Raw genomic sequence first — 21,510 nt, forward strand, 5'->3', positions numbered from 1 at the left:
TATGGAGTGGTTTTATCAGATCCCCGGCGTGGGCGACCTGCGCTCCGCCGATGCGTTCTTTCAGTTTTTCGCCGTTCCCTATCAGCCCGAGCGCCTGGCGCACTGCAGCCTGCCGGTGCTGGCCACCTTTCACCGCAAGCTGAAGGCGGAAGTGCCTCTGCTCAACCAGCTGGAGGATAACCCGCGCGCGCACTGGCTGCTGGCGCGCCGACTGCTGGCGGAGAGTTATCAGCAACAGTTCGAGGAGAACACGCCATGAGACCCCGATTTACCTTTAGCGAAGCGGTCCGCGTCGTGCGCGCCATCCGTAACGATGGCACCTATGCGGGCCTGCCGTCCGGCGCCCTGCTGGTGCGCCGGGGCAGCATCGGCTATGTCCGCGACTGGGGAGTATTCTTGCAGGACCAGATCATCTACCAGATCCACTTCCCGGACTGCGACCGGGTGGTCGGCTGTCGCGAACAGGAGCTGATTGCCGGCGATCGGCCCTGGCTGGCCGGCAATCTGCAGTATGGCGATAGCGTAATCTGTCAGACGGCGCTGGCGATGCAGGGCGAGATGGTGGTCAGCGTCGGTCAGTTGGGGCGCATCGAAGCCACCGACCGGGGCGAGCATGGCGACGGCTATATCGTCGACTTCGGCGGCCGCTGGTTCCAGGTCCCGGTAAGCGCGCTGGCGCTGGCAGAGGAGGAAGAATAATGGAGCCCTGGCAACGATTTGGCCGGCAGCGGCTGGCGCAGAGCCGCTGGAACTGCGAGCCGGCGGCCATCGCCGCGGTCGACCGGCAGGCCTTCGAGGCGGCCTGGCAGCGCCAGGCCCAGATGGAGCAGGTTATTGTCGCCCAGATTGCGCCGGAGGCGATCCCCGCCGCGCTGCAGGAGGGCCTCGCCACTTCGCTGGGCGCCTGGCTGGATGAGGGAGGATTTACGCCAGCGGAGCGGGCGGCGATCGTCCTGCACCACGCCCGGCTGGAAACCGCCTTCGCCGGGATTGCCAGCCAGGCGCCGCGGCCGGATCCCGCCGCGGTGCAGGCCTGGTATCTGCGGCATCAGGCGCAGTTTATGCGCCCGGAACAGCGCCTGACCCGCCATCTGCTGCTCACCGTCGATGGCGACGACCAGGCGGTTTACTCGCGCATACGGGAGCTTCATGGGCAAATCGAAGCCTCCCGCGAGGCGTTTGCGCCGCTGGCCCAGCGACACTCCCACTGCCCGAGCGCGCTGGACGGCGGGCGGCTGGGGTGGATCGGCCGGGGGCTGCTCTATCCGCAGCTGGAGGAGGCGCTGTTTGCGCTGGTGGAAAATGCGCTGAGCGCGCCGGTGGCCAGTGAGCTCGGCTGGCATCTGATCTGGTGTGAGGCCATTCGCCCTGCCGCGCCGATGACGCCTGAGCAGGCGCTGGAAAGCGCCCGCGATTACCTCAGTCAACAGAGCCAGCGCCGCCACCAGCGCCAGTGGCTGGCCGAGATGTTAGCGCGCCAGCCGGGGCTGTGCGGGTAGCCGACAGGCTACCCGCCATCGCCTACAGCAGATGCGGTTTAATCTCCTCAAGCCAGGTCGCCAGCCGCGCGTCGGTCTCGTCGAACTGGTTATCCTGATCCAGCACCAGTCCGACAAAGCGATCCCCCTCCAGCGCCGATGAGGCGCTGAACTCATACCCCTCGTTCGGCCAGCTGCCGATCATCGTCGCCCCGCGGGCACGCAGGGCGTCGTACAGCGGCCGCAGCCCGCTGGCGAAGTTATCCGGATAGCCACGCTGATCGCCGAGGCCAAACAGCGCCACCGTTTTCCCCTGCAGGCTAACGTCGCCGAGGTTGCGGATAAACTCGGCCCACGACTCGCTCTCGCCCCCGGCCTCGAGGCCCGGCAGCTGGCCGTCGCCCAGCGTCGGCGTCCCCAACAGCAGGGCCGGGTAGGCCAGCAGGTCCGCCAGCGTGGCGCGGTTAATATTGACCGGGGCGGCGGCGGCCTCCCCCAGCTGCTTGTGGATCATTTTCGCGATCTTGCGGGTTTTACCGGTATCGGTACCAAAGAAAATGCCAATGTTCGCCATAGTACGCTCCTGTCGGAATGGTGTTGAAAAAAGGAATGACGACAGAGGTATTGCGAAGGCTGTGCCAGGTTGCCCTGCACCGCGACGGCCCATCCCTGCCCCATCAGGATCGCTTCGCATCACGATGCCGCGCGCCAAAGGCGCCCCCGGCGGGGCGAAAGGTAAAAATCCGTGAATTTTCCCCCTGTCGGATCAATGTTTCGCGTGGTCGTTCCGATAAGGGCGCACACTTTGCATGGTTATCCGGGTTCGGCTTACCCCGCCGCGTTTCGCGCACGGTGTCGGACAATTTGTCATAACTGCGACACAGGAGTTTGCGATGACCCTGAATATGATGCTCGATAACGCCGCGCCGGAGGCCATCGCCGGCGCGCTGACTCAACAACATCCGGGGCTGTTTTTTACCATGGTGGAACAGGCCTCGGTGGCCATCTCCCTCACCGATGCCAGCGCCAGGATCATTTACGCCAACCCGGCGTTTTGCCGCCAGACCGGCTATTCACTGGCGCAATTGTTAAACCAGAACCCGCGCCTGCTGGCCAGCAGCCAGACGCCGCGCGAGATCTATCAGGAGATGTGGCATACCCTGCTCCAGCGTCAGCCCTGGCGCGGCCAGCTGATTAATCAGCGTCGGGACGGCGGCCTGTACCTGGTGGAGATTGACATCACCCCGGTGCTTAGCCCGCAAGGGGAACTGGAGCATTATCTGGCGATGCAGCGGGATATCAGCGTCAGCTACACCCTCGAACAACGGCTGCGCAACCATATGACCCTGATGGAGGCGGTGCTGAATAATATCCCCGCCGCCGTGGTAGTGGTGGACGAGCAGGATCGGGTGGTGATGGACAACCTCGCCTATAAAACCTTCTGCGCTGACTGCGGCGGCCGGGAGCTGCTCACCGAGCTGCAGGTCTCCCCTGGCCGGATGACGCCCGGCGTGGAGGCGATCCTGCCGGTGGCGCTCCGCGGGGCCGCGCGCTGGCTGTCAGTGACCTGCTGGCCGTTGCCCGGCGTCAGTGAAGAGGCCAGCCGCTACTTTATCGACAGCGCGCTGGCGCGGACCCTGGTGGTGATCGCCGACTGTACCCAGCAGCGTCAGCAGCAGGAGCAAGGGCGCCTTGACCGGCTGAAGCAGCAAATGACCGCCGGCAAGCTGCTGGTGGCGATCCGCGAGTCGCTGGACGCCGCGCTGATCCAGCTGAACTGCCCGATTAATATGCTGGCGGCAGCCCGTCGGCTGAACGGCGAGGGAAGCGGGAATGTAGCGCTGGAGGCCGCCTGGCGTGAAGGGGAAGAGGCGATGGCGCGGCTCCAGCGCTGTCGCCCATCGCTGGAACTCGAAAACCCCGCCGTCTGGCCGCTGCAGCCCTTTTTCGACGATCTGTGCGCCCTCTACCGTACCCGCTTCGATCCCGACGGGCTGCAGGTCGACATGGCCTCACCGCATCTGATCGGCTTTGGCCAGCGCACCCCGCTGCTGGCGTGCTTAAGCCTGTGGCTCGACCGCACCCTGGCCCTCGCCGCCGAATTGCCCTCCGTGCCGCTGGCGATGCAGCTCTACGCCGAGGAGAACGACGGCTGGCTGTCGCTGTACCTGACTGATAACGTACCGCTGTTGCAGGTGCGCTACGCCCACTCCCCCGACGCGCTGAACTCGCCGGGCAAAGGCATGGAGCTGCGGCTGATCCAGACCCTGGTGGCGCATCATCGCGGGGCCATTGAGCTGGCTTCCCGACCGCAGGGCGGCACCTGCCTGACCCTGCGTTTCCCGCTGTTTAACACCCTGACCGGAGGTGAAGCATGATCCCTGAATCCGACCCGGACACCACCGTCAGACGCTTCGACCTCTCTCAGCAGTTCACCGCCATGCAGCGGATAAGCGTGGTGCTGAGCCGGGCCACCGAGGCCAGCAAAACGCTGCAGGAGGTACTCACTGTATTGCACAACGATGCCTTTATGCAGCACGGGATGATCTGCCTGTACGACAGCGAGCAGGAGATCCTCAGTATCGAAGCGCTGCAGCAAACCGGCCAGCAGCCCCTCCCCGGCAGCACGCAGATCCGCTATCGCCCCGGCGAGGGACTGGTGGGGACCGTGCTGGCCCAGGGGCAGTCGCTGGTGCTGCCCCGGGTCGCCGACGATCAGCGTTTTCTCGACCGCCTGAGCCTCTACGATTACGATCTGCCGTTTATCGCCGTACCGTTGATGGGGCCCAACGCCCGGCCAATAGGGGTGCTGGCGGCCCAGCCGATGGCGCGCCAGGAAGAGCGGCTGCCGGCCTGCACCCGTTTTCTCGAAACCGTCGCCAACCTCGTCGCCCAGACCATCCGGCTGATGATCCTTCCGGCCTCACCCGCCCTGTCGAGCCGCCAGCCGCCGAAGGTGGAACGGCCGCCGGCCTGCTCGTCGTCGCGCGGGGTGGGCCTTGACAATATGGTCGGCAAGAGCCCGGCGATGCGCCAGATCGTGGAGGTGATCCGTCAGGTCTCGCGCTGGGACACCACCGTGCTGGTACGCGGCGAAAGCGGCACCGGGAAAGAGCTGATCGCCAACGCCATCCATCACCATTCGCCACGGGCTGGCGCCGCCTTCGTCAAATTTAACTGCGCGGCGCTGCCGGACACCCTGCTGGAAAGCGAACTGTTCGGCCATGAGAAAGGCGCCTTTACCGGGGCGGTGCGTCAGCGTAAAGGACGTTTTGAGCTGGCGGATGGCGGCACCCTGTTCCTCGATGAGATTGGTGAAAGCAGCGCCTCGTTCCAGGCCAAGCTGCTGCGTATCCTCCAGGAGGGGGAGATGGAGCGGGTCGGCGGCGATGAGACCCTGCGGGTGAATGTCCGCATCATCGCCGCCACCAACCGTCACCTGGAGGAGGAGGTCCGGCTGGGCCATTTCCGCGAGGATCTCTATTATCGTCTGAACGTGATGCCCATCGCCCTGCCCCCGCTGCGCGAGCGTCAGGAGGACATCGCCGAGCTGGCGCACTTCCTGGTGCGCAAAATCGGCCAGCATCAGGGGCGCACGCTGCGGATCAGCGAGGGCGCGATCCGCCTGCTGATGGAGTACAGCTGGCCGGGTAACGTTCGCGAACTGGAGAACTGCCTCGAACGATCGGCGGTGATGTCGGAGAGTGGCCTGATCGATCGCGACGTGATCCTCTTCACTCACCAGGATCGTCCCGCCAAAGCCCTGCCTGCCAGCGGGCCAGCGGAAGACAGCTGGCTGGACAACAGCCTGGACGAACGTCAGCGACTGATCGCCGCGCTGGAAAAAGCCGGCTGGGTGCAGGCCAAGGCGGCACGGCTACTGGGGATGACGCCGCGCCAGGTCGCTTACCGGATCCAGATCATGGATATCACCCTGCCGCGTCTGTAGGCCGCGGTGTCAGGTTCAGGACATTGTCGTCAGTGCGGCAGGAACGCGACAATGTTGTGCCGCAGGGATGCGGGATAATGCTTTATTTTTCAGCCAGATAAAAAATTCGTCTCTGGTACGTCGTTTGCAGCAGGAAGGTATCGCCCAACCATGAAGGTACGACCATGACTTCCTGCTCTTCTTTTTCCGGCGGTAACGCCTGTCAGTCGGCGGACGCCAGCGCGTTAGCGCCGCGGGTGGCCGACAAGGTCGCCGCGCACCCCTGCTACTCCCGCAGCGGGCACCACCGTTTCGCCCGGATGCATCTTCCGGTCGCCCCGGCCTGCAATCTGCAGTGCAACTACTGCAACCGTAAATTCGACTGCAGCAATGAGTCCCGTCCCGGGGTGTCATCGACGCTGCTGACCCCCGAGCAGGCGGTGTTGAAAGTGCGCCAGGTGGCCCAGGCCATCCCGCAGCTGTCGGTGGTCGGCATAGCCGGGCCCGGCGATCCGCTGGCCAATATGACCCGCACCTTCCGCACCCTGGAGCTGGTCCGCGACCAGCTTCCGGACCTCAAATTATGCCTGTCAACCAACGGGCTGATGCTGCCCGACGCGGTCGATCGCCTGCTGGAGGTCGGCGTGGATCACGTCACGGTGACCATCAATACCCTGGATGCCGATATCGCCGGGCAAATCTATGCCTGGCTGTGGCTCGACGGCGAACGCTACTGCGGCCGGGAAGCCGGGGAGATCCTGATTGCCCGCCAGCTTGAAGGAGTCCGCAGGCTGACCGCCGCGGGAGTGCTGGTCAAGATAAACTCGGTGCTGATCCCGGGGATCAACGACGGCGGCATGGCTGAGGTCGGCCGTCGTTTGCGGGAAAGCGGCGCGTTTATTCACAATATTATGCCGCTGATTGCCAGACCGGAGCACGGCACGGTCTTTGGTCTCAACGGCCAGCCGGAGCCGGACGCCGGGATGCTCGCCGCGATCCGCAGCCAGTGCGGGGAGGTGATGCCGCAGATGACCCACTGCCACCAGTGCCGTGCCGACGCCATCGGCATGCTGGGCGAAGATCGCAGCCAGCAGTTCACCCGGCTGCCGGACCCGGACAGCCTCCCCGACTGGCTGCCCATCCTCCACCAGCGCGCCGAACTTCATGCCAGCCTCGCTACGCAGGGGGAGTCGGACGCGGATGACGCCTGTCTGGTGGCCGTGGCCTCCCGCCACGGCGAGGTCATTGACTGTCATTTTGGCCATGCCGACCGCTTCTCGATCTACAGCCTGTCGGCCGCCGGTATGGTGCTGGTGGGCGAGCGCTTTACGCCAAAATATTGCCGCGGCGAAGAGGAGTGTGATCCACAGGAGAACGAGGCCAGACTGGCGGCGCTGCTGGCGCTGCTCGCCGACGTAAAAGCGGTGTTCTGCGTGCGTATCGGCCATACGCCATGGCAGCAACTGGAATTGCAGGGCATTGAGCCGCAGGTGGACGGCGCGTGGCGTTCGGTCGCCGAGGTGCTGCCTGCCTGGTGGCAGCGGCGGCGCCAGAGCCTGGCGGCATCGCGTCTGCGTCAGGGGGTCGCCTGATGGCGCCGGTCGACTGGTTGACCCGCCTGTGGCGATTGTATCACGCCGGAAAAGGCTGCTTTCCGCTGCGGATGGGGCTGACTCCCGCGGCATGGCGGTCGCTGCAGCAGCGGCTGGGCGAGGTGGCGACGCCGCTGGACAGCGCGACGCTGAGCCGCCGTCGACTGATGACCGAGCTGAATGCCACCCGTGACGAAGAGCGTCGGCAGCTGGGGCAGTGGCTGACGGAGTGGATGGCGCCGGGGGCTGAACCGATGGCGCAGATCGTTGCCGAGGTAGCGCTGGCGTTTAACCATCTGTGGGAGGATCTGGGACTCGATTCGCGGGCGGAACTGGGCCGGCTGATGAGCGACTGCTTTCCACAGCTGGTGGTGCAGAACGTCCACCATATGCGCTGGAAAAAGTTCTTTTACCGCCAGCGCTGCCTGCAGTCGCAGGGGGAGATTGTCTGCCGATCGCCGAGCTGCGACGAGTGCCTGGAGCGCAGCCTCTGCTTCGAACCGCCACCGCTATAAACAAGCCGCAGCCCCCTGCGGCTGACCCAACCACACTCGCGTTTTAGCGCTTTACGCGGGTTTCTGCCGGGTGGCGCTTCGCTTACCTGGCCTAGAACCCCAAATCACCACTGGATCAGGGGCCGCTGAAACTGCCGGTGCTGGCGGCCTCAAAATCGCTGAGACGTTCCCGGAAGGCCGGGGCAGCCCGCATGGATGCGGGCTGAGGGCCGTGTTTTGCAGGGACGCTGCCTCGGCCCGACCCGAAGCCTGCAGTGATAAGTCGAAGGTACCACGAAGTGGCGATTTTGCTGGCCGGAGCCCGGGGGTACAGGGGGCGGCGGCGACTGGCCGCCCCCTGTGCGCTCCCTGCACCATAAGAGACATAACGCAGAAGACTAACCGGGAGCGCAAACTACGCTGAAGCCACAGATAACATAAACAACCACACTGCAGTGCTTCCCCTCACCCTAACCCTCTCCCGGAGGGAGAGGGAACCGTCCGGTCGTCGTTTCCGTGCCCAACATATTGCCGGGTGGCGGCTGCGCCTGACCCGGCCTAGAACCCCAAATCACCACTGGATCAGGGGCCGCTGAAACTGCCGGTGCTGGCGGCCTCAAAATCGCTGAGACGTTCCCGGCAGGCCGGGGCAGCCCGCATGGATGCGGGCTGAGGGCCGTGTTTTGCAGGGACGCTGCCTCGGCCCGACCCGAAGCCTGCAGGGATAAGTCGAAGGTACCACGAAGTGGCGATTTTGCTGGCCGGAGCCCGGGGGTACAGGGGGCGGCGGCGACTGGCCGCCCCCTGTGCGCTCCCTGCGCCATGAGAGACATAACGCAGAAAACTAACCGGGAGCGCAAACTACGCTGAAGCCACAGATAACATAAACAACCACACTGCAGTGCTTCCCCTCACCCTAACCCTCTCCCGGAGGGAGAGGGAACCGTCCGGTCGTCGTTTCCGTGCCCAACATATTGCCGGGTGGCGGCTGCGCCTGACCCGGCCTAGAACCCCAAATCACCACTGGATCAGGGGCCGCTGAAACTGCCGGTGCTGGCGGCCTCAAAATCGCTGAGACGTTCCCGGCAGGCCGGGGCAGCCCGCATGAATGCGGGCTGAGGGCCGTGTTTTGCAGGGACGCTGCCTCGGCCCGACCCGAAGCCTGCAGGGAAAAGTCGAAGGTACCACGCAGTGGCGATTTTGCCGGCCGGAGCCCGGGGGTACAGGGGGCGGCGGCGACTGGCCGCCCCCTGTGCGCTCCCAGCACCATAAGAGACATAACGCAGAAAACTAATCGGGAGCGCAAACTACGCTGAAGCCACAGATAACATAAACAACCACACTGCAGTGCTTCCCCTCACCCTAACCCTCTCCCGGAGGGAGAGGGAACCGTCCGGCCGTCGTTTACGTGGCCAACATATTGCCGGGTGGCGGCTGCGCCTGACCCGGCCTACAACCCCAAATCACCACTGGATCAGGGGCCGCTGAAACTGCCGGTGCTGGCGGCCTCAAAATCGCTGAGACGTTCCCGTAAGGCCGGGGCAGCCCGCATGGATGCGGGCTGAGGGCCGTGTTTTGCAGGGACGCTGCCTCGGCCCGACCCGAAGCCTGCAGGGAAAAGTCGAAGGTACCACGCAGTGGCGATTTTGCCGGCCGGAGCCCGGGGGTACAGGGGGCGGCGGCGACTGGCCGCCCCCTGTGCGCTCCCAGCACCATAAGAGACATAACGCAGAAGACTAACCGGGAGCGCAAACTACGCTGAAGCCACAGATAACATAAACAACCACACTGCAGTGCTTCCCCTCACCCTAACCCTCTCCCGGAGGGAGAGGGAACCGTCCGGCCGTCGTTTCCGTGGCCAACATGTTGCCGGGTGGCGCTTCGCTTACCCGGCCTACATAACCATTAAATTTCAGAAGGTTAACCATCACCGTAGGCCCGCGCAAGCGCAGCGCCGCCGGGCAAAAGGGTATCGCACCGGGCCAAACGAAAAAAAGCCGGAGGTTTCCCTCCGGCTTTTCTCATTTACATCACGCTATGCCTTAGGCCACATCTTCATACTGCGGCACCGGGTTGCGGAAGCTTTTGGTCACGCAGGCCAGATAGACCAGACCGATACCGGCCCAGATCAGGCCCAGAATCATCGAGCTCTCTTCCAGGTTGACCCACAGCGCGCCAACGGTCAGGGCGCCGCACATCGGCAGGAACAGATACTGGAAGTGGTCTTTCAGCGTCTTGTTGCGTTTCTCACGGATCCAGAACTGCGAAATCACCGACAGGTTAACGAAGGTAAACGCCACCAGCGCACCAAAGTTAATCAGCGCCGTCGCCATCACCAGGTCGAAGTTAATCGCCAGCAGCGCAATAGCGCCGACCAGGATGATGTTCATCGCCGGGGTGCGCCAGGTCGGGTGGACGTAGCCGAAGAAGCTTTTCGGGAACACGCCGTCGCGGCCCATCACGTACATCAGACGCGCCACGCCAGCGTGCGCCGCCATACCGGACGCCAGCACGGTGATGGTGGAGAAGATCAGCGCGCCAACCTGGAAGGCTTTACCTGCTACGTAGAGCATAATTTCCGGCTGTGACGCATCCGGATCTTTAAAGCGCGAGATGTCCGGGAAGTACAGCTGCAGGAAGTAGGTGGCAAAGATAAAGATCAGGCCGCCAATCAGCGCGGTCAGGAAAATCGCCCGCGGGATGACGCGCTCTGCATCTTTGGTCTCTTCAGACAGGTTGCTGATGCCGTCGAAGCCGGTAAACGAGAAGCACAGGATCGTCGCCCCGGTAATCATCGGGATCACGTGCGCGTCACCGGACCAGAACGGACGGCTGCTGGCCAGCGTACCGGCGCCTTCGCCTTCAAACACGCCATAAATCACCATGCCGAGAATAACGGCAATCAGCACCACCTGCAGCACCACGATCACGGTGTTGAAGTTGGCCACGGATTTAATACTGCGCAGGTTAAAGGCGGTCATAAAGGCGACCAGCGCGATAACAAACACCCACGACGGAATCGAAGGCACCAGCGCTTCAAAATAGATTTTCGCCAGCAGAATGTTGATCATCGGCGCGAACAGGTAGTCGAGCAGCGAGGACCAACCCACCATAAAGCCGACGGTCGGGCTGATGGATTTCTGCGCATAGGTATACGCCGAGCCGGCAGAAGGGTAACGACGTACCAGCTTGCCATAGCTCAGGGCAGTAAACAGAATGGCGATTAACGCAAAGGCGTAGGCCGTCGGCACGTGACCGTCGGTCATACCAGAGACGATACCAAACGTATCGAACAGCGTCATCGGCTGCATATAGGCCAGGCCCATCATTACAACCGGAACTAACGTAAGCGTTTTACGTAATTCCACGCGAGAGGTATTTGGAGTAGCGTTATGCGACATAGTTATCCCCTTTTACGGTGAACGCCAGCGCGTAAGCAAAAAATTGCCCCATTTCTTTCTATTCCTCAGCGACAACGACTGTCGGTTTTTAGTAAATATCTATCCGGTACGAAGCCCGGCCTCTTGGTATTGAATGATGTGTCTTTCGACCAAAAAAATAACCGACACTTTTAAAAAAAGCGTCGGCTAGTCTCTGGTTTTCAGGCCGCATATTTTGCAACAAATTCAACGGCGTTGACAAGATGTTATGAAGTTCATTGCGTAAGCGTATTTTTTAACGTGCTAATATCTATACGATTTCCGTATGATAAATTGTAAAAATAGCACTATTTGCTAATAGCGTTTCCCGCCACCATTTGCTGGCCAAACCGCAGGTGGCGTCATTCCAGGCGATCCAGGCATGCTGGCGGGGCGACAGCCCGCGAACCGCCATGCTGATGAGCTCGCCGCTCTCCAGCAGCCCCTGCACCTGGTAACGCGGCAGACAGCCCCAGCCCAGCCCCATGCGCAGCAGCGCCAGCTGCCCCGCGGCGTCACACACCGTCAGGGTCTCCTGATCGCTCAGCAGCGCCCCGCCCTCGCCGGTGGCCACCGCCCGGTAACGGCGCAGGGTCCGCCAGCTCAGCGGAGCGCGGTGTCGCGCCAGCGGATGCTGCGGGGAAACCACCAGCAGCAGCTCCAGCTCGCCGAGGGGGAGATAGTCATAGCCGCTCAGCGGCGGCGGCTCGCCGAGGGCGCCCAGCAGCAGATCGGCCTGCCCGTCAGTCAGCGGCCGCCAGTCCAGCAGCGAGGGGTTTTGCGTGAAGTGCAGCCGGGTCAGCGGCTGTTGTTGATAAAATGCGGCAATCAGCGGCGAAAGCTGCGCCACGGGAAAAGTGCAGTCCACCGCCAGGCGGAGGGTGTGCTCCCATCCCTGCTGCAGCTTGACCGCCCGGATCTCCAGTTCGCGGGCGACATGCAGCACCTCCCGCCCTTTCTCCAGCAGCATTTGTCCGGTGGGGGTAAAGCGCGCGCGGTGGCCGCTGCGGTCGAGCAGCTGAATATTGAGATCGCTTTCCAGCCGGTGAATGGTGTAGCTCAGCGCCGAGGGCGTTTTAAAGAGCTTTGCCGACGCGGCGGCAAAGCTCCCCTCTTTTTCCAGCGCGTCGAGGATCACGAGGACATCCAGCAGTGGTTTCATCGCTACCCCCTTACGGTATGCGAATCACCGCTGGTAGATCACTCCATCGGCATCACCAGCGGATCGGGGTACTGGTACTCAAACCCCAGCTCATTGCAGATACGATTGCCATCCACAATCTTGCCCTGACCGCCGTCCGGGCTGTCGCTGAACACCGGCGGCGGCAGCCCCAGTTCACGGGCCATTTGCGGATAAAAGAGGCCACGCGCCGGATGGCGGGGCGCACTTAGATTATAGATGTGCCCGCCCTTCGGGGCCTGCAACAGCAGTTCGATAGCGGCCACCACATCCTGCAAATGCACCAGATTGACCACGTGCTGGCCATCCGGCGCCGACTTGCCGGCAAAAAAACGTCCCGGATGACGGGAAGGCCCCACCAGCCCGGCCAGACGCAGAATATCCACCGAGGTTCCCGGCAGGTTGTGCAGCCAGTCCTCCAGCTCCTTGAGCACCTGCCCGCTGGCGGTTTGCGGCAGACGCGGGGAGTTCTCTTTCACCGTGCCATTGACGTTGCCATACACCGAGGTGGAACTGGTGAAGACGATCCGCGGAATATGGTGCGCCAGCGCGGTATCGACAATCTCCTGCACCGCCTGCAGATAAAACCCTTCTCCCGCCCCGGTACGCCGGGCCGGCAGCGTGATCACCAGCGCATCGACGTTCATCAGCGCGTCGAGGTCCTCGGTATCACAGACCAGCTGCGGCTCCAGGCGCAGCGGATAGCTGTCAATCCCGCACATCCGCGCCGCCTCCACGCCATCCTGCGTGGTTTTACTGCCGGTGACCTGCCAGCCTCGCGCCATCAATGACAGCGCCAGCGGCATCCCCAGCCATCCCAAACCGACTATCGCGACCTTTTTCATCCCAGGCTCCTGACTCTTTCGCTGTGCTGATTACAGGCTACGCCAGCCTGCGGCAACTGACAATTTCTTCGCTCAATGTGAAATGAATTAATGATAGAAAAAAGCCCTTGCTTTCTGCGGCGGAAGTGGTTTAGGTTAAAGGACATCAAATGCATAGTCATTCACAGAGAATTTTTATGAACCGCGTTCAATTTAAACACCACCATCATCACCATCATCCTGACTAGTCTTTCAGGCGATGTGTGCTGGAAGACATTTGGATCTTCCAGTGGTGCATGAACGCGCAGAGAGCCCCCGGAAGATTCACTTCCGGGGGCTTTTTTTTGGACCAAATTCGGACAGATTCAGACAGGTATTCAGAGGAAAAGAACAATGTTAGACAACACCCGTTTACGCATAGCTATTCAGAAATCAGGCCGTTTAAGCGAAGATTCACGCGAATTACTCAGCCGCTGCGGCATTAAAGTCAATTTGCACACCCAGCGTCTGATTGCGCTGGCGGAAAATATGCCAATCGACATTCTGCGCGTGCGTGATGACGATATCCCGGGCCTGGTGATGGACGGTGTTGTCGACCTCGGCATTATCGGCGAAAACGTGCTGGAAGAAGAGCTGCTCAGCCGCCGCGCTCAGGGCGAAGACCCGCGCTACTTCACCCTGCGCCGTCTCGACTTCGGCGGCTGCCGCCTGTCGCTGGCGACCCCGGTGGATGAAGCCTGGAACGGCCCGGCGGCGCTGGACGGCAAACGCATCGCCACCTCTTACCCACACCTGCTGAAGCGCTACCTCGATCAAAAAGGTATCTCCTTTAAATCCTGTCTGCTGAACGGCTCCGTGGAAGTGGCGCCGCGCGCCGGCCTCGCCGACGCCATCTGCGACCTCGTCTCCACTGGCGCCACCCTGGAAGCCAACGGCCTGCGCGAAGTGGAAGTGATCTACCGCTCCAAAGCCTGCCTGATCCAGCGCGACGGCGAGATGGCCGACGCCAAACAGCAGCTGATTGACCGCCTGCTGACCCGTATTCAGGGCGTGATCCAGGCCCGCGAGTCGAAATACATCATGATGCACGCTCCGACCGAACGCCTGGAAGAAGTGGTTGCCCTGCTGCCGGGCGCCGAGCGTCCGACTATTCTGCCGCTGGCAGGCGACAAGCAGCGCGTGGCGATGCACATGGTCAGCAGCGAAACCCTGTTCTGGGAGACCATGGAAAAACTGAAAGCGCTGGGCGCCAGCTCCATTCTGGTGCTGCCGATTGAGAAGATGATGGAGTAATCGGCCAGCCGGTCACGGGACACACAGGGGAAAACAATCATGAGCTTCAACACAATCATCGACTGGAACGGCTGTAGCGCAGACCAACAGCAACAACTCTTAACGCGCCCGGCGATTTCCGCCTCCGACAGCATCAGTAAAACGGTGGCGGAGATCCTCGATAACGTCAAAGCCAACGGCGACGCGGCGCTGCGCGAATACAGCGCGAAGTTTGATAAAACCACCGTCGCCGCGCTGCAGGTGAGCGAGGCGGAGATCGCCGCCGCCAGCGAACGCCTCAGCGACGAGCTGAAACAGGCGATGGCGGTGGCGGTGAAAAACATCGAGACCTTCCACAACGCGCAACAGCTGCAGGCGGTGGATGTCGAAACGCTGCCGGGGGTACGCTGCCAGCAGGTCACCCGCCCTATCGCCTCCGTCGGGCTGTATATTCCGGGCGGCTCGGCGCCGCTGTTCTCCACGGTGCTGATGCTGGCGACGCCGGCGCGCATCGCCGGCTGTCAGCAGGTGGTGCTCTGCTCGCCGCCGCCGATCGCCGATGAGATCCTCTATGCCGCGCAGCTGTGCGGCGTGAAAACCATCTTTAACGTTGGCGGCGCCCAGGCCATCGCCGCCCTCGCCCTCGGGACCGAGTCGGTGCCGAAGGTGGATAAAATCTTTGGCCCGGGTAACGCTTACGTCACGGAAGCCAAACGTCAGGTCAGCCAGCGTCTGGACGGCGCAGCCATCGACATGCCGGCCGGCCCGTCGGAAGTGCTGGTGATCGCCGACAGCGGCGCCACCCCGGACTTTGTCGCCTCCGACCTGCTGTCGCAGGCGGAACACGGCCCGGACTCGCAGGTGATCCTCCTGACCCCGGACGCCGACCTCGGCAGCCGCGTCGCTGAGGCCGTCGAACGCCAGCTGGCCGCCCTGCCGCGCGCGGAAACCGCCCGCGTGGCCCTCTCCGCCAGCCGGATCATCGTGGCCCGCGACCTGGCGCAGTGCGTGGCTATCTCCAACCAGTATGGTCCGGAGCACCTGATCATTCAGACCCGTCAGGCCCGCGAGCTGGTGGACAGCATCACCAGCGCCGGTTCGGTTTTCCTCGGCGACTGGTCACCGGAATCCGCGGGCGATTACGCCTCGGGCACCAACCACGTCCTGCCGACCTATGGGTATACCGCCACCTGTTCGAGCCTCGGCCTGGCCGACTTCCAGAAGCGGATGACCGTGCAGGAGCTGTCGCGCGACGGCTTTGCCGCCCTCGCCTCAACGATTGAGATCCTGGCCGCCGCCGAGCGCCTTGACGCCCACAAAAACGCCGTAACGCTGCGCGTTGCCGCCCTGAAGGAGCAAGCATGAGCATTGAAGATTTAGCCCGCGCCAACGTCCGTGCGCTGACCCCGTATCAATCCGCTCGCCGTCTGGGCGGCAAAGGCGACGTCTGGCTGAACGCCAACGAATTCCCGACCGCCGTGGCTTTCCAGCTTACTGCGCAAACGATGAACCGCTATCCGGAGCCGCAGCCGAAGGCAGTCATCGAGAGCTACGCCCGCTACGCCGACGTCAAACCGGAGCAGGTGCTGGTCAGCCGCGGCGCCGACGAAGGGATTGAGCTGCTGATCCGCGCTTTCTGTGAGCCCGGCAAAGACGCGCTACTCTACTGCCCGCCCACCTACGGCATGTACAGCGTCAGCGCCGAGACCATCGGCGTCGAATGCCGCACCGTGCCGACCCTCGCCGACTGGCAGCTCGACCTGCCGGGTATCGAGGCGCAGCTGGACGGCGTGAAGGTGGTCTTTGTCTGCAGCCCGAACAACCCGACCGGTCAGATCATCGATCCGCAGTCGATACGCGACCTGCTGGAGATGACTCGCGATAAAGCCATCGTGGTCGCCGACGAAGCCTATATTGAATTCTGCCCGCAGGCGACGCTCGCCGGCTGGCTCAGCGACTATCCGCACCTGGTGGTGCTGCGCACGCTGTCCAAAGCCTTCGCCCTCGCCGGCCTGCGCTGCGGTTTCACCCTCGCCAACGCCGAGGTGATTAACGTGCTGCTGAAAGTGATCGCTCCGTATCCGCTCTCCACGCCAGTGGCCGATATCGCCGCCCAGGCGCTGAGCGCGGAAGGCATCGCGGCGATGCGCCAGCGCGTGGCGCAGATCCTCGACGAGCGCCGCTACCTGGTGGAACAGCTGCGCGGCATCGCCTGCGTGGAGCAGGTCTTCGATTCCGAGGCGAACTACGTTCTGGCGCGGATAACCGCCTCCAGCGCAGTGTTTAAATCTTTGTGGGATCAGGGCATTATCTTACGTGACCAGAATAAACAACCTTCATTGAGCGGCTGTTTGCGTATCACTATCGGTACCCGTGCTGAGAGCCAGCGCGTGATTGACGCCTTGACTGCGGAGAATGTATGACCCAGAAGTATCTCTTTATTGACCGTGACGGCACCCTGATTTCCGAACCGCCGGTGGATTTCCAGGTGGACCGTTTCGACAAGCTGGCGTTTGAGCCGCAGGTGATCCCGGCGCTGCTGAAGCTGCAGCAGGAAGGCTATAAGCTGGTGATGATCACCAACCAGGATGGCCTGGGAACCGACAGTCTGCCGCAGGAAGCATTTGATGGCCCGCACAACCTGATGATGCAGATCTTCGCCTCGCAGGGCGTCAATTTCGAAGAGGTGCTGATTTGTCCGCACTTCCCGGGCGACAACTGCGCCTGCCGCAAACCGAAAACGCAGCTGGTGTTGCCGTGGCTGGAAGACGGCGTACTGGATAAAAGCCACAGCTATGTGATTGGCGACCGGGCCACCGACCTTGAGCTGGCGGATAACATGGGGATTACCGGCCTGCGCTATGACCGTGAGACCCTGGACTGGCCGACCATCAGCGAGCAGCTGACCCGCCGCGACCGCTATGCCCACGTCGAGCGCATCACCAAAGAGACCCAGGTGGACGTGAAGGTGTGGCTGGACCGTGAAGGCGGCAGCAAGATCCACACCGGCGTCGGCTTTTTTGACCATATGCTCGACCAAATCGCCACCCACGGCGGCTTCCGCATGGAGATCAACGTCGGCGGCGATCTGTACATCGACGATCACCACACCGTGGAAGATACCGGCCTGGCCCTCGGCGAAGCCCTGAAGCTGGCGCTTGGCGACAAGCGCGGCATCAACCGCTTCGGCTTCGTGCTGCCAATGGACGAGTGTCTCGCCCGCTGCGCGCTGGATATCTCCGGCCGTCCGCATCTGGAGTATAAGGCGGACTTCACCTATCAGCGCGTCGGCGATCTGAGCACCGAGATGGTGGAACACTTCTTCCGCTCGCTCTCTTACACCATGGCGGTGACCCTGCACCTGAAAACCAAGGGCAAGAACGATCACCACCGCGTGGAGAGCCTGTTCAAAGCCTTTGGCCGTACGCTGCGCCAGGCGATCCGCGTCCAGGGCGATGCCCTGCCGTCTTCCAAAGGGGTGCTGTGATGAATGTGGTGATCCTTGATACCGGGTGCGCCAACCTCAATTCGGTGAAATCGGCGATTGGCCGCCACGGCTATGAGCCGGTGGTCAGCCGCGATCCGGAGGTGGTATTGCGTGCCGATAAACTGTTTCTTCCCGGCGTCGGCACCGCCCAGGCGGCGATGGACCAGCTGCGCGACCGCGATCTGATCGACCTGATCAAAGCCTGTACCCAGCCGGTGCTGGGGATTTGCCTGGGCATGCAGCTGCTCGGCAAGCGCAGCGAGGAGAACAACGGCGTCGATCTGCTGGGCATTATCGAAGAAGAGGTGCCGAAGATGACCGACCACGGTCTGCCATTGCCGCACATGGGCTGGAACCGGGTGTATGCCAAAGCAGGCGATCGTCTGTTCCGCGGCATTGAAGAAGGCGCTTATTTCTACTTCGTGCACAGCTACGCCATGCCGGTCAACCCGTACACCATCGCCCAGTGCAATTACGGTGAGGCGTTCACCGCCGCGGTGCAGAAAGATAACTTCTTTGGCGTGCAGTTCCACCCGGAGCGCTCCGGGAGCGCCGGGGCGCAGCTGCTGAAAAACTTCCTGGAGATGTGATGATTATTCCTGCTTTAGATTTAATCGACGGCACCGTCGTTCGTCTCCACCAGGGCGATTACGGCCAGCAGCGCGACTATGGCAGCGATCCGCTGCCGCGCCTGCAGTCCTATGCCGCTCAGGGGGCGGAAGTCCTGCACCTGGTCGACCTGACCGGGGCGAAGGATCCGGCGAAACGCCAGATCCCCCTGCTGAAATCGCTGGTCGCCGGCGTTGACGTCCCGGTACAGGTTGGCGGCGGCGTGCGGACCGAAGCGGATGTCGCGGCCCTGCTTGAGGCCGGCGTCGCCCGCGTGGTGGTCGGCTCCACCGCGGTGAAGTCCCCGGAGGAAGTGAAAGGCTGGTTTAAACGCTTTGGCCCTGAACGGCTGGTGCTGGCGCTCGACGTGCGCATTGACGCCGACGGCAACAAGCAGGTGGCGGTCAGCGGCTGGCAGGAAAACTCCGGCGTGACGCTGGAGGAGCTGGTGGAAAGTTATCTGCCGGTCGGCCTGCAGCACGTGCTGTGCACCGATATCTCCCGCGACGGCACCCTGGCAGGCTCTAACGTCTCGCTGTACGAGGAAGTCTGCGCCCGCTACCCGCAGGTGGCGTTTCAGTCATCCGGCGGCATCGGCGATCTTAAAGATATTGCCGCGCTGCGCGGCACTGGAGTGCGCGGCGTGATTGTTGGTCGCGCGCTGCTGGAAGGTAAATTCAACGTAACGGAGGCCATTCAATGCTGGCAAAACGGATAATCCCCTGCCTCGACGTCCGCGACGGCCAGGTAGTGAAAGGCGTGCAGTTCCGTAATCACGAGATCATTGGCGACATCGTCCCGCTGGCCAAGCGCTATGCCGACGAAGGGGCTGACGAACTGGTGTTCTATGATATCACCGCCTCCAGCGACGGCCGGGTGGTCGACAAGAGCTGGGTGTCGCGCGTGGCGGAAGTGATCGACATTCCTTTCTGCGTAGCCGGCGGGATCAAGTCGCTGGAAGACGCGGCGCAGATCCTCTCCTTCGGCGCCGATAAGATTTCGATTAACTCCCCTGCTCTCGCCGACCCGACGCTGATCACCCGCCTTGCCGACCGCTTTGGCGTGCAGTGCATTGTGGTGGGGATTGATACCTGGTTTGATGCAGAGACCGGCAAATATCACGTCAACCAGTATACCGGCGACGAGACCCGCACCCGGGTGACACAGTGGGAAACCCTCGACTGGGTGGAGGAAGTGCAGAAGCGCGGCGCGGGCGAGATCGTCCTCAATATGATGAACCAGGACGGGGTGCGCAACGGTTACGACCTGCAGCAGCTGGCGAAGGTTCGCGCGGTGTGCCATGTCCCGCTGATCGCCTCCGGCGGCGCGGGCACCATGGAACATTTCCTCGAAGCCTTCCGCGACGCCAACGTTGACGGCGCACTGGCGGCCTCGGTATTCCACAAACAGATTATTAATATTGGCGAACTGAAAGCGTACCTGGCGGCACAGGGCGTGGAGATAAGGGTATGTTGACTGAACAGCTGGACTGGGAAAAAACGGACGGCATGATGCCGGCCATCGTGCAGCACGCCGTATCCGGCGAAGTGCTGATGCTGGGCTACATGAACAAGGAGGCGCTGGAGAAAACCGAAGCCACCGGCAAGGTCACCTTTTACTCACGCACCAAACAACGGCTGTGGACCAAGGGTGAAACCTCAGGTAATGTCCTCAACGTGGTGAGCATCACGCCGGACTGTGACAACGATACGCTGCTGGTGCTGGTAAACCCGATCGGGCCGACCTGCCACAAAGGCACCACCAGCTGCTTCGGCGAAACCGGCCACCAGTGGCTGTTCCTCTATCAGCTGGAGCAGCTGCTGGCCGAGCGTAAGCACGCCGACCCGGAGAGCTCCTACACGGCGAAGCTGTACGCCAGCGGCACCAAGCGTATTGCGCAGAAAGTGGGGGAAGAAGGCGTGGAGACCGCGCTGGCCGCCACGGTGAACGACCGCTTCGAGCTGAAGAATGAGGCGTCGGATTTGATGTATCACCTGCTGGTGCTGCTGCAGGACCAGGGGCTGGATCTCGGGGAAGTGATTGATAATCTGAAGAGTCGTCACTAACGCGTTAACCCCCGCCGCAACGGCGGGGGTAGCTGACCTCAGGATTTGCTTTCCAGCAGCGTAGTGTAGAGATTGACGTAAGCGTCAATCATATGGTCGGCAGTAAACATCTCTTCAAAACGACGACGCGAGTTTTCGCCATAGCGGCTGGCGGTTTCATCGTTATGCCAGAGCTCATTCATCGCCTCCACCAGCGCCTGACTGTCATTCGGCGGGATCACACAGCCATTCACTTTGTCCTGGTTAATGAACGAGGTCCCGGTGCCGATCTCGCAGGAGATCAGCGGCCTGGCGAAGCGCGCGCCTTCCAGTAATGTAATGCCAAACGCTTCGGAACGTAGATGCGAGGGGAAGACCACGCCCCGGCAGAGCTGGAAGAGAATGTATTTATCTTCGTCGTTGAGCATGCCGGTAAACACCACATTGCTCAGCCCGCGTTGCTGCGCCTCACGACGCACTTCCGCCTCCAGCGGCCCGCCCCCGACGATCACCACCGGCAGCCTGCTACGTTCGGCGGCATCCAGCAGAATGTGCAGCCCTTTGTAGTAGCGGAAAGCGCCGACGAAGAGGAAGAAGTTATCGCCGACGGTTTCCCGCCAGTGCGCCACCCGCTGTGGATCGTGTTGCACGTCATGCTGCTCCAGACCAAACGGGATCACCACGGTTTTATCCTGATATTTTTTCAGGGTCTGGCTGGAGGCCACGTAGTTGGGCGACGAGGCGACGATGCAGTCTACGCTGGCGAGGAATCGCTCCTGCAGCGGCTGGTACAACTTCATTAACCGTTTTTGTTTCACAATATCCGAGTGATAGGTCACCACCGTTCTGGCGTCAGGCCGCGCCGAAAGATGCAACATATCCATGAATGGAAACGGAAAATGGTAGTTGATGATGTCGTAATCATCTTTAATCTGCTTAAAACGCTTTAACGCTTTCAACGAAAACGGCGTGGAGGCAATTTCAAAAAGCTGCTTATTATAAATGACCCGATGGTCTTCGTAGGCGACAGGACCTGTCTCTTTGTCCGGGCTAAAAGTAAAAACATCGGCTGCGATTCCCCGGCGGGCGCAGCCCTGACTTAGCTGATAAATGACCTGCTCAATACCGCCGTAGGTATCGGGATAGTAGGTCTTATAGACGTGTAGAACTCTCAACTGACAC

The 21,510-nt window shown here is 62.1% G+C and carries 22 protein-coding genes and 1 other annotated feature; of the genes, 16 read left to right on the forward strand and 6 right to left on the reverse strand.

The genetic code is table 11. From position 1 onward, the window contains the following. Position 1: 1 nt before the first annotated feature. The 3 genes from SPE70_RS17630 to nifM are packed head-to-tail and all read left to right on the forward strand — an operon-like array spanning position 2 to position 1,499. A complete protein-coding gene (locus SPE70_RS17630) occupies positions 2-259 on the forward strand; it encodes a nitrogenase-stabilizing/protective protein NifW (protein ID WP_008804125.1) in 258 nt (85 codons plus the stop codon). After that, a complete protein-coding gene (locus SPE70_RS17635; protein WP_012541106.1) occupies positions 256-699 on the forward strand; it encodes a nitrogen fixation protein NifZ in 444 nt (147 codons plus the stop codon). Before SPE70_RS17630 ends, SPE70_RS17635 begins: the two co-directional genes overlap by 4 nt. Next, positions 699-1,499 carry a nitrogen fixation protein NifM gene (nifM, locus tag SPE70_RS17640; protein WP_136047308.1) on the forward strand — a complete coding sequence of 267 codons (801 nt, stop codon included), beginning with the start codon at positions 699-701 and terminating at the stop codon, positions 1,497-1,499. The genes SPE70_RS17635 and nifM overlap by 1 nt, the downstream gene beginning before the upstream one ends. Positions 1,500-1,521: 22 nt before the next feature. Here nifM and SPE70_RS17645 read toward each other — a convergent pair whose 3' ends face one another. Continuing rightward, positions 1,522-2,052: a flavodoxin gene (locus SPE70_RS17645; RefSeq protein WP_008804122.1), complete on the reverse strand. Its 531-nt coding sequence runs from the start codon at positions 2,050-2,052 to the stop codon at positions 1,522-1,524. A gap of 319 nt (positions 2,053-2,371) precedes the next feature. On the opposite strand from SPE70_RS17645, the gene nifL reads away from it, so the two are divergent. The 4 genes from nifL (at position 2,372) to SPE70_RS17665 (ending at position 7,513) form a co-directional block, all read left to right on the forward strand. Continuing rightward, the gene (nifL, locus tag SPE70_RS17650) at positions 2,372-3,856 is read left to right on the forward strand and encodes a nitrogen fixation negative regulator NifL (protein ID WP_136047306.1); all 1,485 of its coding nucleotides are present in this window, start codon (positions 2,372-2,374) and stop codon (positions 3,854-3,856) included. Then, positions 3,853-5,427, forward strand: coding sequence for a nif-specific transcriptional activator NifA (gene nifA, locus SPE70_RS17655; RefSeq protein ID WP_047666776.1), 1,575 nt, complete (start codon positions 3,853-3,855; stop codon positions 5,425-5,427). The genes nifL and nifA overlap by 4 nt, the downstream gene beginning before the upstream one ends. 164 nt (positions 5,428-5,591) lie before the next feature. Beyond that, on the forward strand, positions 5,592-6,998 hold the full coding sequence (nifB, locus tag SPE70_RS17660; protein WP_016161454.1) for a nitrogenase cofactor biosynthesis protein NifB: 1,407 nt from the start codon (positions 5,592-5,594) through the stop codon (positions 6,996-6,998). After that, positions 6,998-7,513 (forward strand): nitrogen fixation protein NifQ, encoded by a 516-nt coding sequence (locus SPE70_RS17665; RefSeq protein WP_032733323.1) that lies wholly within the window; start codon positions 6,998-7,000, stop codon positions 7,511-7,513. The genes nifB and SPE70_RS17665 overlap by 1 nt, the downstream gene beginning before the upstream one ends. A gap of 2,021 nt (positions 7,514-9,534) precedes the next feature. Here SPE70_RS17665 and plaP read toward each other — a convergent pair. The 4 genes from plaP to SPE70_RS17680 all read right to left on the reverse strand — a co-directional run bounded on the left by plaP (position 9,535) and on the right by SPE70_RS17680 (position 12,936). Next, positions 9,535-10,893 (reverse strand): putrescine/proton symporter PlaP, encoded by a 1,359-nt coding sequence (gene plaP, locus SPE70_RS17670; RefSeq protein WP_004148994.1) that lies wholly within the window; start codon positions 10,891-10,893, stop codon positions 9,535-9,537. Beyond that, positions 10,883-10,945, reverse strand: a complete 63-nt coding sequence (yoeI, locus tag SPE70_RS26460; RefSeq protein ID WP_096335043.1) for a membrane protein YoeI — start codon at positions 10,943-10,945, stop codon at positions 10,883-10,885. The genes plaP and yoeI overlap by 11 nt, the downstream gene beginning before the upstream one ends. A 237-nt stretch (positions 10,946-11,182) precedes the next feature. After that, positions 11,183-12,073 (reverse strand): LysR family transcriptional regulator, encoded by an 891-nt coding sequence (locus tag SPE70_RS17675; protein ID WP_032735995.1) that lies wholly within the window; start codon positions 12,071-12,073, stop codon positions 11,183-11,185. 38 nt (positions 12,074-12,111) lie between these two features. Then, positions 12,112-12,936 carry an SDR family oxidoreductase gene (locus SPE70_RS17680; protein WP_111526519.1) on the reverse strand — a complete coding sequence of 275 codons (825 nt, stop codon included), beginning with the start codon at positions 12,934-12,936 and terminating at the stop codon, positions 12,112-12,114. 176 nt (positions 12,937-13,112) lie between these two features. Between SPE70_RS17680 and hisL the strand changes: the two genes are divergently transcribed. The 9 genes from hisL to hisIE all read left to right on the forward strand — a co-directional run bounded on the left by hisL (position 13,113) and on the right by hisIE (position 20,349). After that, a complete protein-coding gene (hisL, locus tag SPE70_RS17685; RefSeq protein ID WP_004899375.1) occupies positions 13,113-13,163 on the forward strand; it encodes a his operon leader peptide in 51 nt (16 codons plus the stop codon). Further along, positions 13,139-13,261 (forward strand) — a sequence feature (His leader region). It overlaps the preceding gene by 25 nt. 47 nt (positions 13,262-13,308) lie before the next feature. After that, positions 13,309-14,208 (forward strand): ATP phosphoribosyltransferase, encoded by a 900-nt coding sequence (gene hisG, locus SPE70_RS17690; RefSeq protein WP_002912152.1) that lies wholly within the window; start codon positions 13,309-13,311, stop codon positions 14,206-14,208. A 39-nt stretch (positions 14,209-14,247) separates the two neighbouring features. Then, positions 14,248-15,552 carry a histidinol dehydrogenase gene (gene hisD / locus SPE70_RS17695; RefSeq protein WP_032740081.1) on the forward strand — a complete coding sequence of 435 codons (1,305 nt, stop codon included), beginning with the start codon at positions 14,248-14,250 and terminating at the stop codon, positions 15,550-15,552. Continuing rightward, positions 15,549-16,610: a histidinol-phosphate transaminase gene (hisC, locus tag SPE70_RS17700; protein WP_012967604.1), complete on the forward strand. Its 1,062-nt coding sequence runs from the start codon at positions 15,549-15,551 to the stop codon at positions 16,608-16,610. The genes hisD and hisC overlap by 4 nt, the downstream gene beginning before the upstream one ends. After that, positions 16,607-17,674 (forward strand): bifunctional histidinol-phosphatase/imidazoleglycerol-phosphate dehydratase HisB, encoded by a 1,068-nt coding sequence (hisB, locus tag SPE70_RS17705; protein WP_008804114.1) that lies wholly within the window; start codon positions 16,607-16,609, stop codon positions 17,672-17,674. The genes hisC and hisB overlap by 4 nt, the downstream gene beginning before the upstream one ends. Continuing rightward, positions 17,674-18,264, forward strand: a complete 591-nt coding sequence (gene hisH, locus SPE70_RS17710) for an imidazole glycerol phosphate synthase subunit HisH (RefSeq protein WP_008804113.1) — start codon at positions 17,674-17,676, stop codon at positions 18,262-18,264. Before hisB ends, hisH begins: the two co-directional genes overlap by 1 nt. Continuing rightward, on the forward strand, positions 18,264-19,001 hold the full coding sequence (gene hisA, locus SPE70_RS17715; protein ID WP_004152515.1) for a 1-(5-phosphoribosyl)-5-[(5-phosphoribosylamino)methylideneamino]imidazole-4-carboxamide isomerase: 738 nt from the start codon (positions 18,264-18,266) through the stop codon (positions 18,999-19,001). The genes hisH and hisA overlap by 1 nt, the downstream gene beginning before the upstream one ends. Next, positions 18,983-19,759, forward strand: coding sequence for an imidazole glycerol phosphate synthase subunit HisF (gene hisF, locus SPE70_RS17720; protein WP_008804112.1), 777 nt, complete (start codon positions 18,983-18,985; stop codon positions 19,757-19,759). Before hisA ends, hisF begins: the two co-directional genes overlap by 19 nt. Continuing rightward, positions 19,753-20,349 carry a bifunctional phosphoribosyl-AMP cyclohydrolase/phosphoribosyl-ATP diphosphatase HisIE gene (gene hisIE / locus SPE70_RS17725; RefSeq protein ID WP_008804111.1) on the forward strand — a complete coding sequence of 199 codons (597 nt, stop codon included), beginning with the start codon at positions 19,753-19,755 and terminating at the stop codon, positions 20,347-20,349. Before hisF ends, hisIE begins: the two co-directional genes overlap by 7 nt. A gap of 38 nt (positions 20,350-20,387) precedes the next feature. Here the strand turns inward: hisIE and wbdC are convergent, their stop codons facing one another. Then, the gene (gene wbdC / locus SPE70_RS17730; RefSeq protein WP_004184789.1) at positions 20,388-21,503 is read right to left on the reverse strand and encodes an N-acetyl-alpha-D-glucosaminyl-diphospho-ditrans,octacis-undecaprenol 3-alpha-mannosyltransferase WbdC; all 1,116 of its coding nucleotides are present in this window, start codon (positions 21,501-21,503) and stop codon (positions 20,388-20,390) included. Between the last annotated feature and the right edge of the window lie 7 nt (positions 21,504-21,510).

Origin of the sequence: Klebsiella sp. ZJOU C1 (genome assembly GCF_035620215.1) — a bacterium.
Classification (GTDB): Bacteria; Pseudomonadota; Gammaproteobacteria; order Enterobacterales; family Enterobacteriaceae; genus Klebsiella; species Klebsiella variicola.

Coding starts and splice junctions, on each gene's coding strand:
- SPE70_RS17630 (WP_008804125.1), top strand. CDS start 2: ATGGAGTGGTTTTATCAGATCCCCGGCGTGGGCGACCTGCGCTCCGCC.
- SPE70_RS17635 (WP_012541106.1), top strand. CDS start 256: ATGAGACCCCGATTTACCTTTAGCGAAGCGGTCCGCGTCGTGCGCGCC.
- nifM (WP_136047308.1), top strand. CDS start 699: ATGGAGCCCTGGCAACGATTTGGCCGGCAGCGGCTGGCGCAGAGCCGC.
- SPE70_RS17645 (WP_008804122.1), bottom strand. CDS start 2,052: ATGGCGAACATTGGCATTTTCTTTGGTACCGATACCGGTAAAACCCGC.
- nifL (WP_136047306.1), top strand. CDS start 2,372: ATGACCCTGAATATGATGCTCGATAACGCCGCGCCGGAGGCCATCGCC.
- nifA (WP_047666776.1), top strand. CDS start 3,853: ATGATCCCTGAATCCGACCCGGACACCACCGTCAGACGCTTCGACCTC.
- nifB (WP_016161454.1), top strand. CDS start 5,592: ATGACTTCCTGCTCTTCTTTTTCCGGCGGTAACGCCTGTCAGTCGGCG.
- SPE70_RS17665 (WP_032733323.1), top strand. CDS start 6,998: ATGGCGCCGGTCGACTGGTTGACCCGCCTGTGGCGATTGTATCACGCC.
- plaP (WP_004148994.1), bottom strand. CDS start 10,893: ATGTCGCATAACGCTACTCCAAATACCTCTCGCGTGGAATTACGTAAA.
- SPE70_RS17675 (WP_032735995.1), bottom strand. CDS start 12,073: ATGAAACCACTGCTGGATGTCCTCGTGATCCTCGACGCGCTGGAAAAA.
- SPE70_RS17680 (WP_111526519.1), bottom strand. CDS start 12,936: ATGAAAAAGGTCGCGATAGTCGGTTTGGGATGGCTGGGGATGCCGCTG.
- hisG (WP_002912152.1), top strand. CDS start 13,309: ATGTTAGACAACACCCGTTTACGCATAGCTATTCAGAAATCAGGCCGT.
- hisD (WP_032740081.1), top strand. CDS start 14,248: ATGAGCTTCAACACAATCATCGACTGGAACGGCTGTAGCGCAGACCAA.
- hisC (WP_012967604.1), top strand. CDS start 15,549: ATGAGCATTGAAGATTTAGCCCGCGCCAACGTCCGTGCGCTGACCCCG.
- hisB (WP_008804114.1), top strand. CDS start 16,607: ATGACCCAGAAGTATCTCTTTATTGACCGTGACGGCACCCTGATTTCC.
- hisH (WP_008804113.1), top strand. CDS start 17,674: ATGAATGTGGTGATCCTTGATACCGGGTGCGCCAACCTCAATTCGGTG.
- hisA (WP_004152515.1), top strand. CDS start 18,264: ATGATTATTCCTGCTTTAGATTTAATCGACGGCACCGTCGTTCGTCTC.
- hisF (WP_008804112.1), top strand. CDS start 18,983: ATGCTGGCAAAACGGATAATCCCCTGCCTCGACGTCCGCGACGGCCAG.
- hisIE (WP_008804111.1), top strand. CDS start 19,753: ATGTTGACTGAACAGCTGGACTGGGAAAAAACGGACGGCATGATGCCG.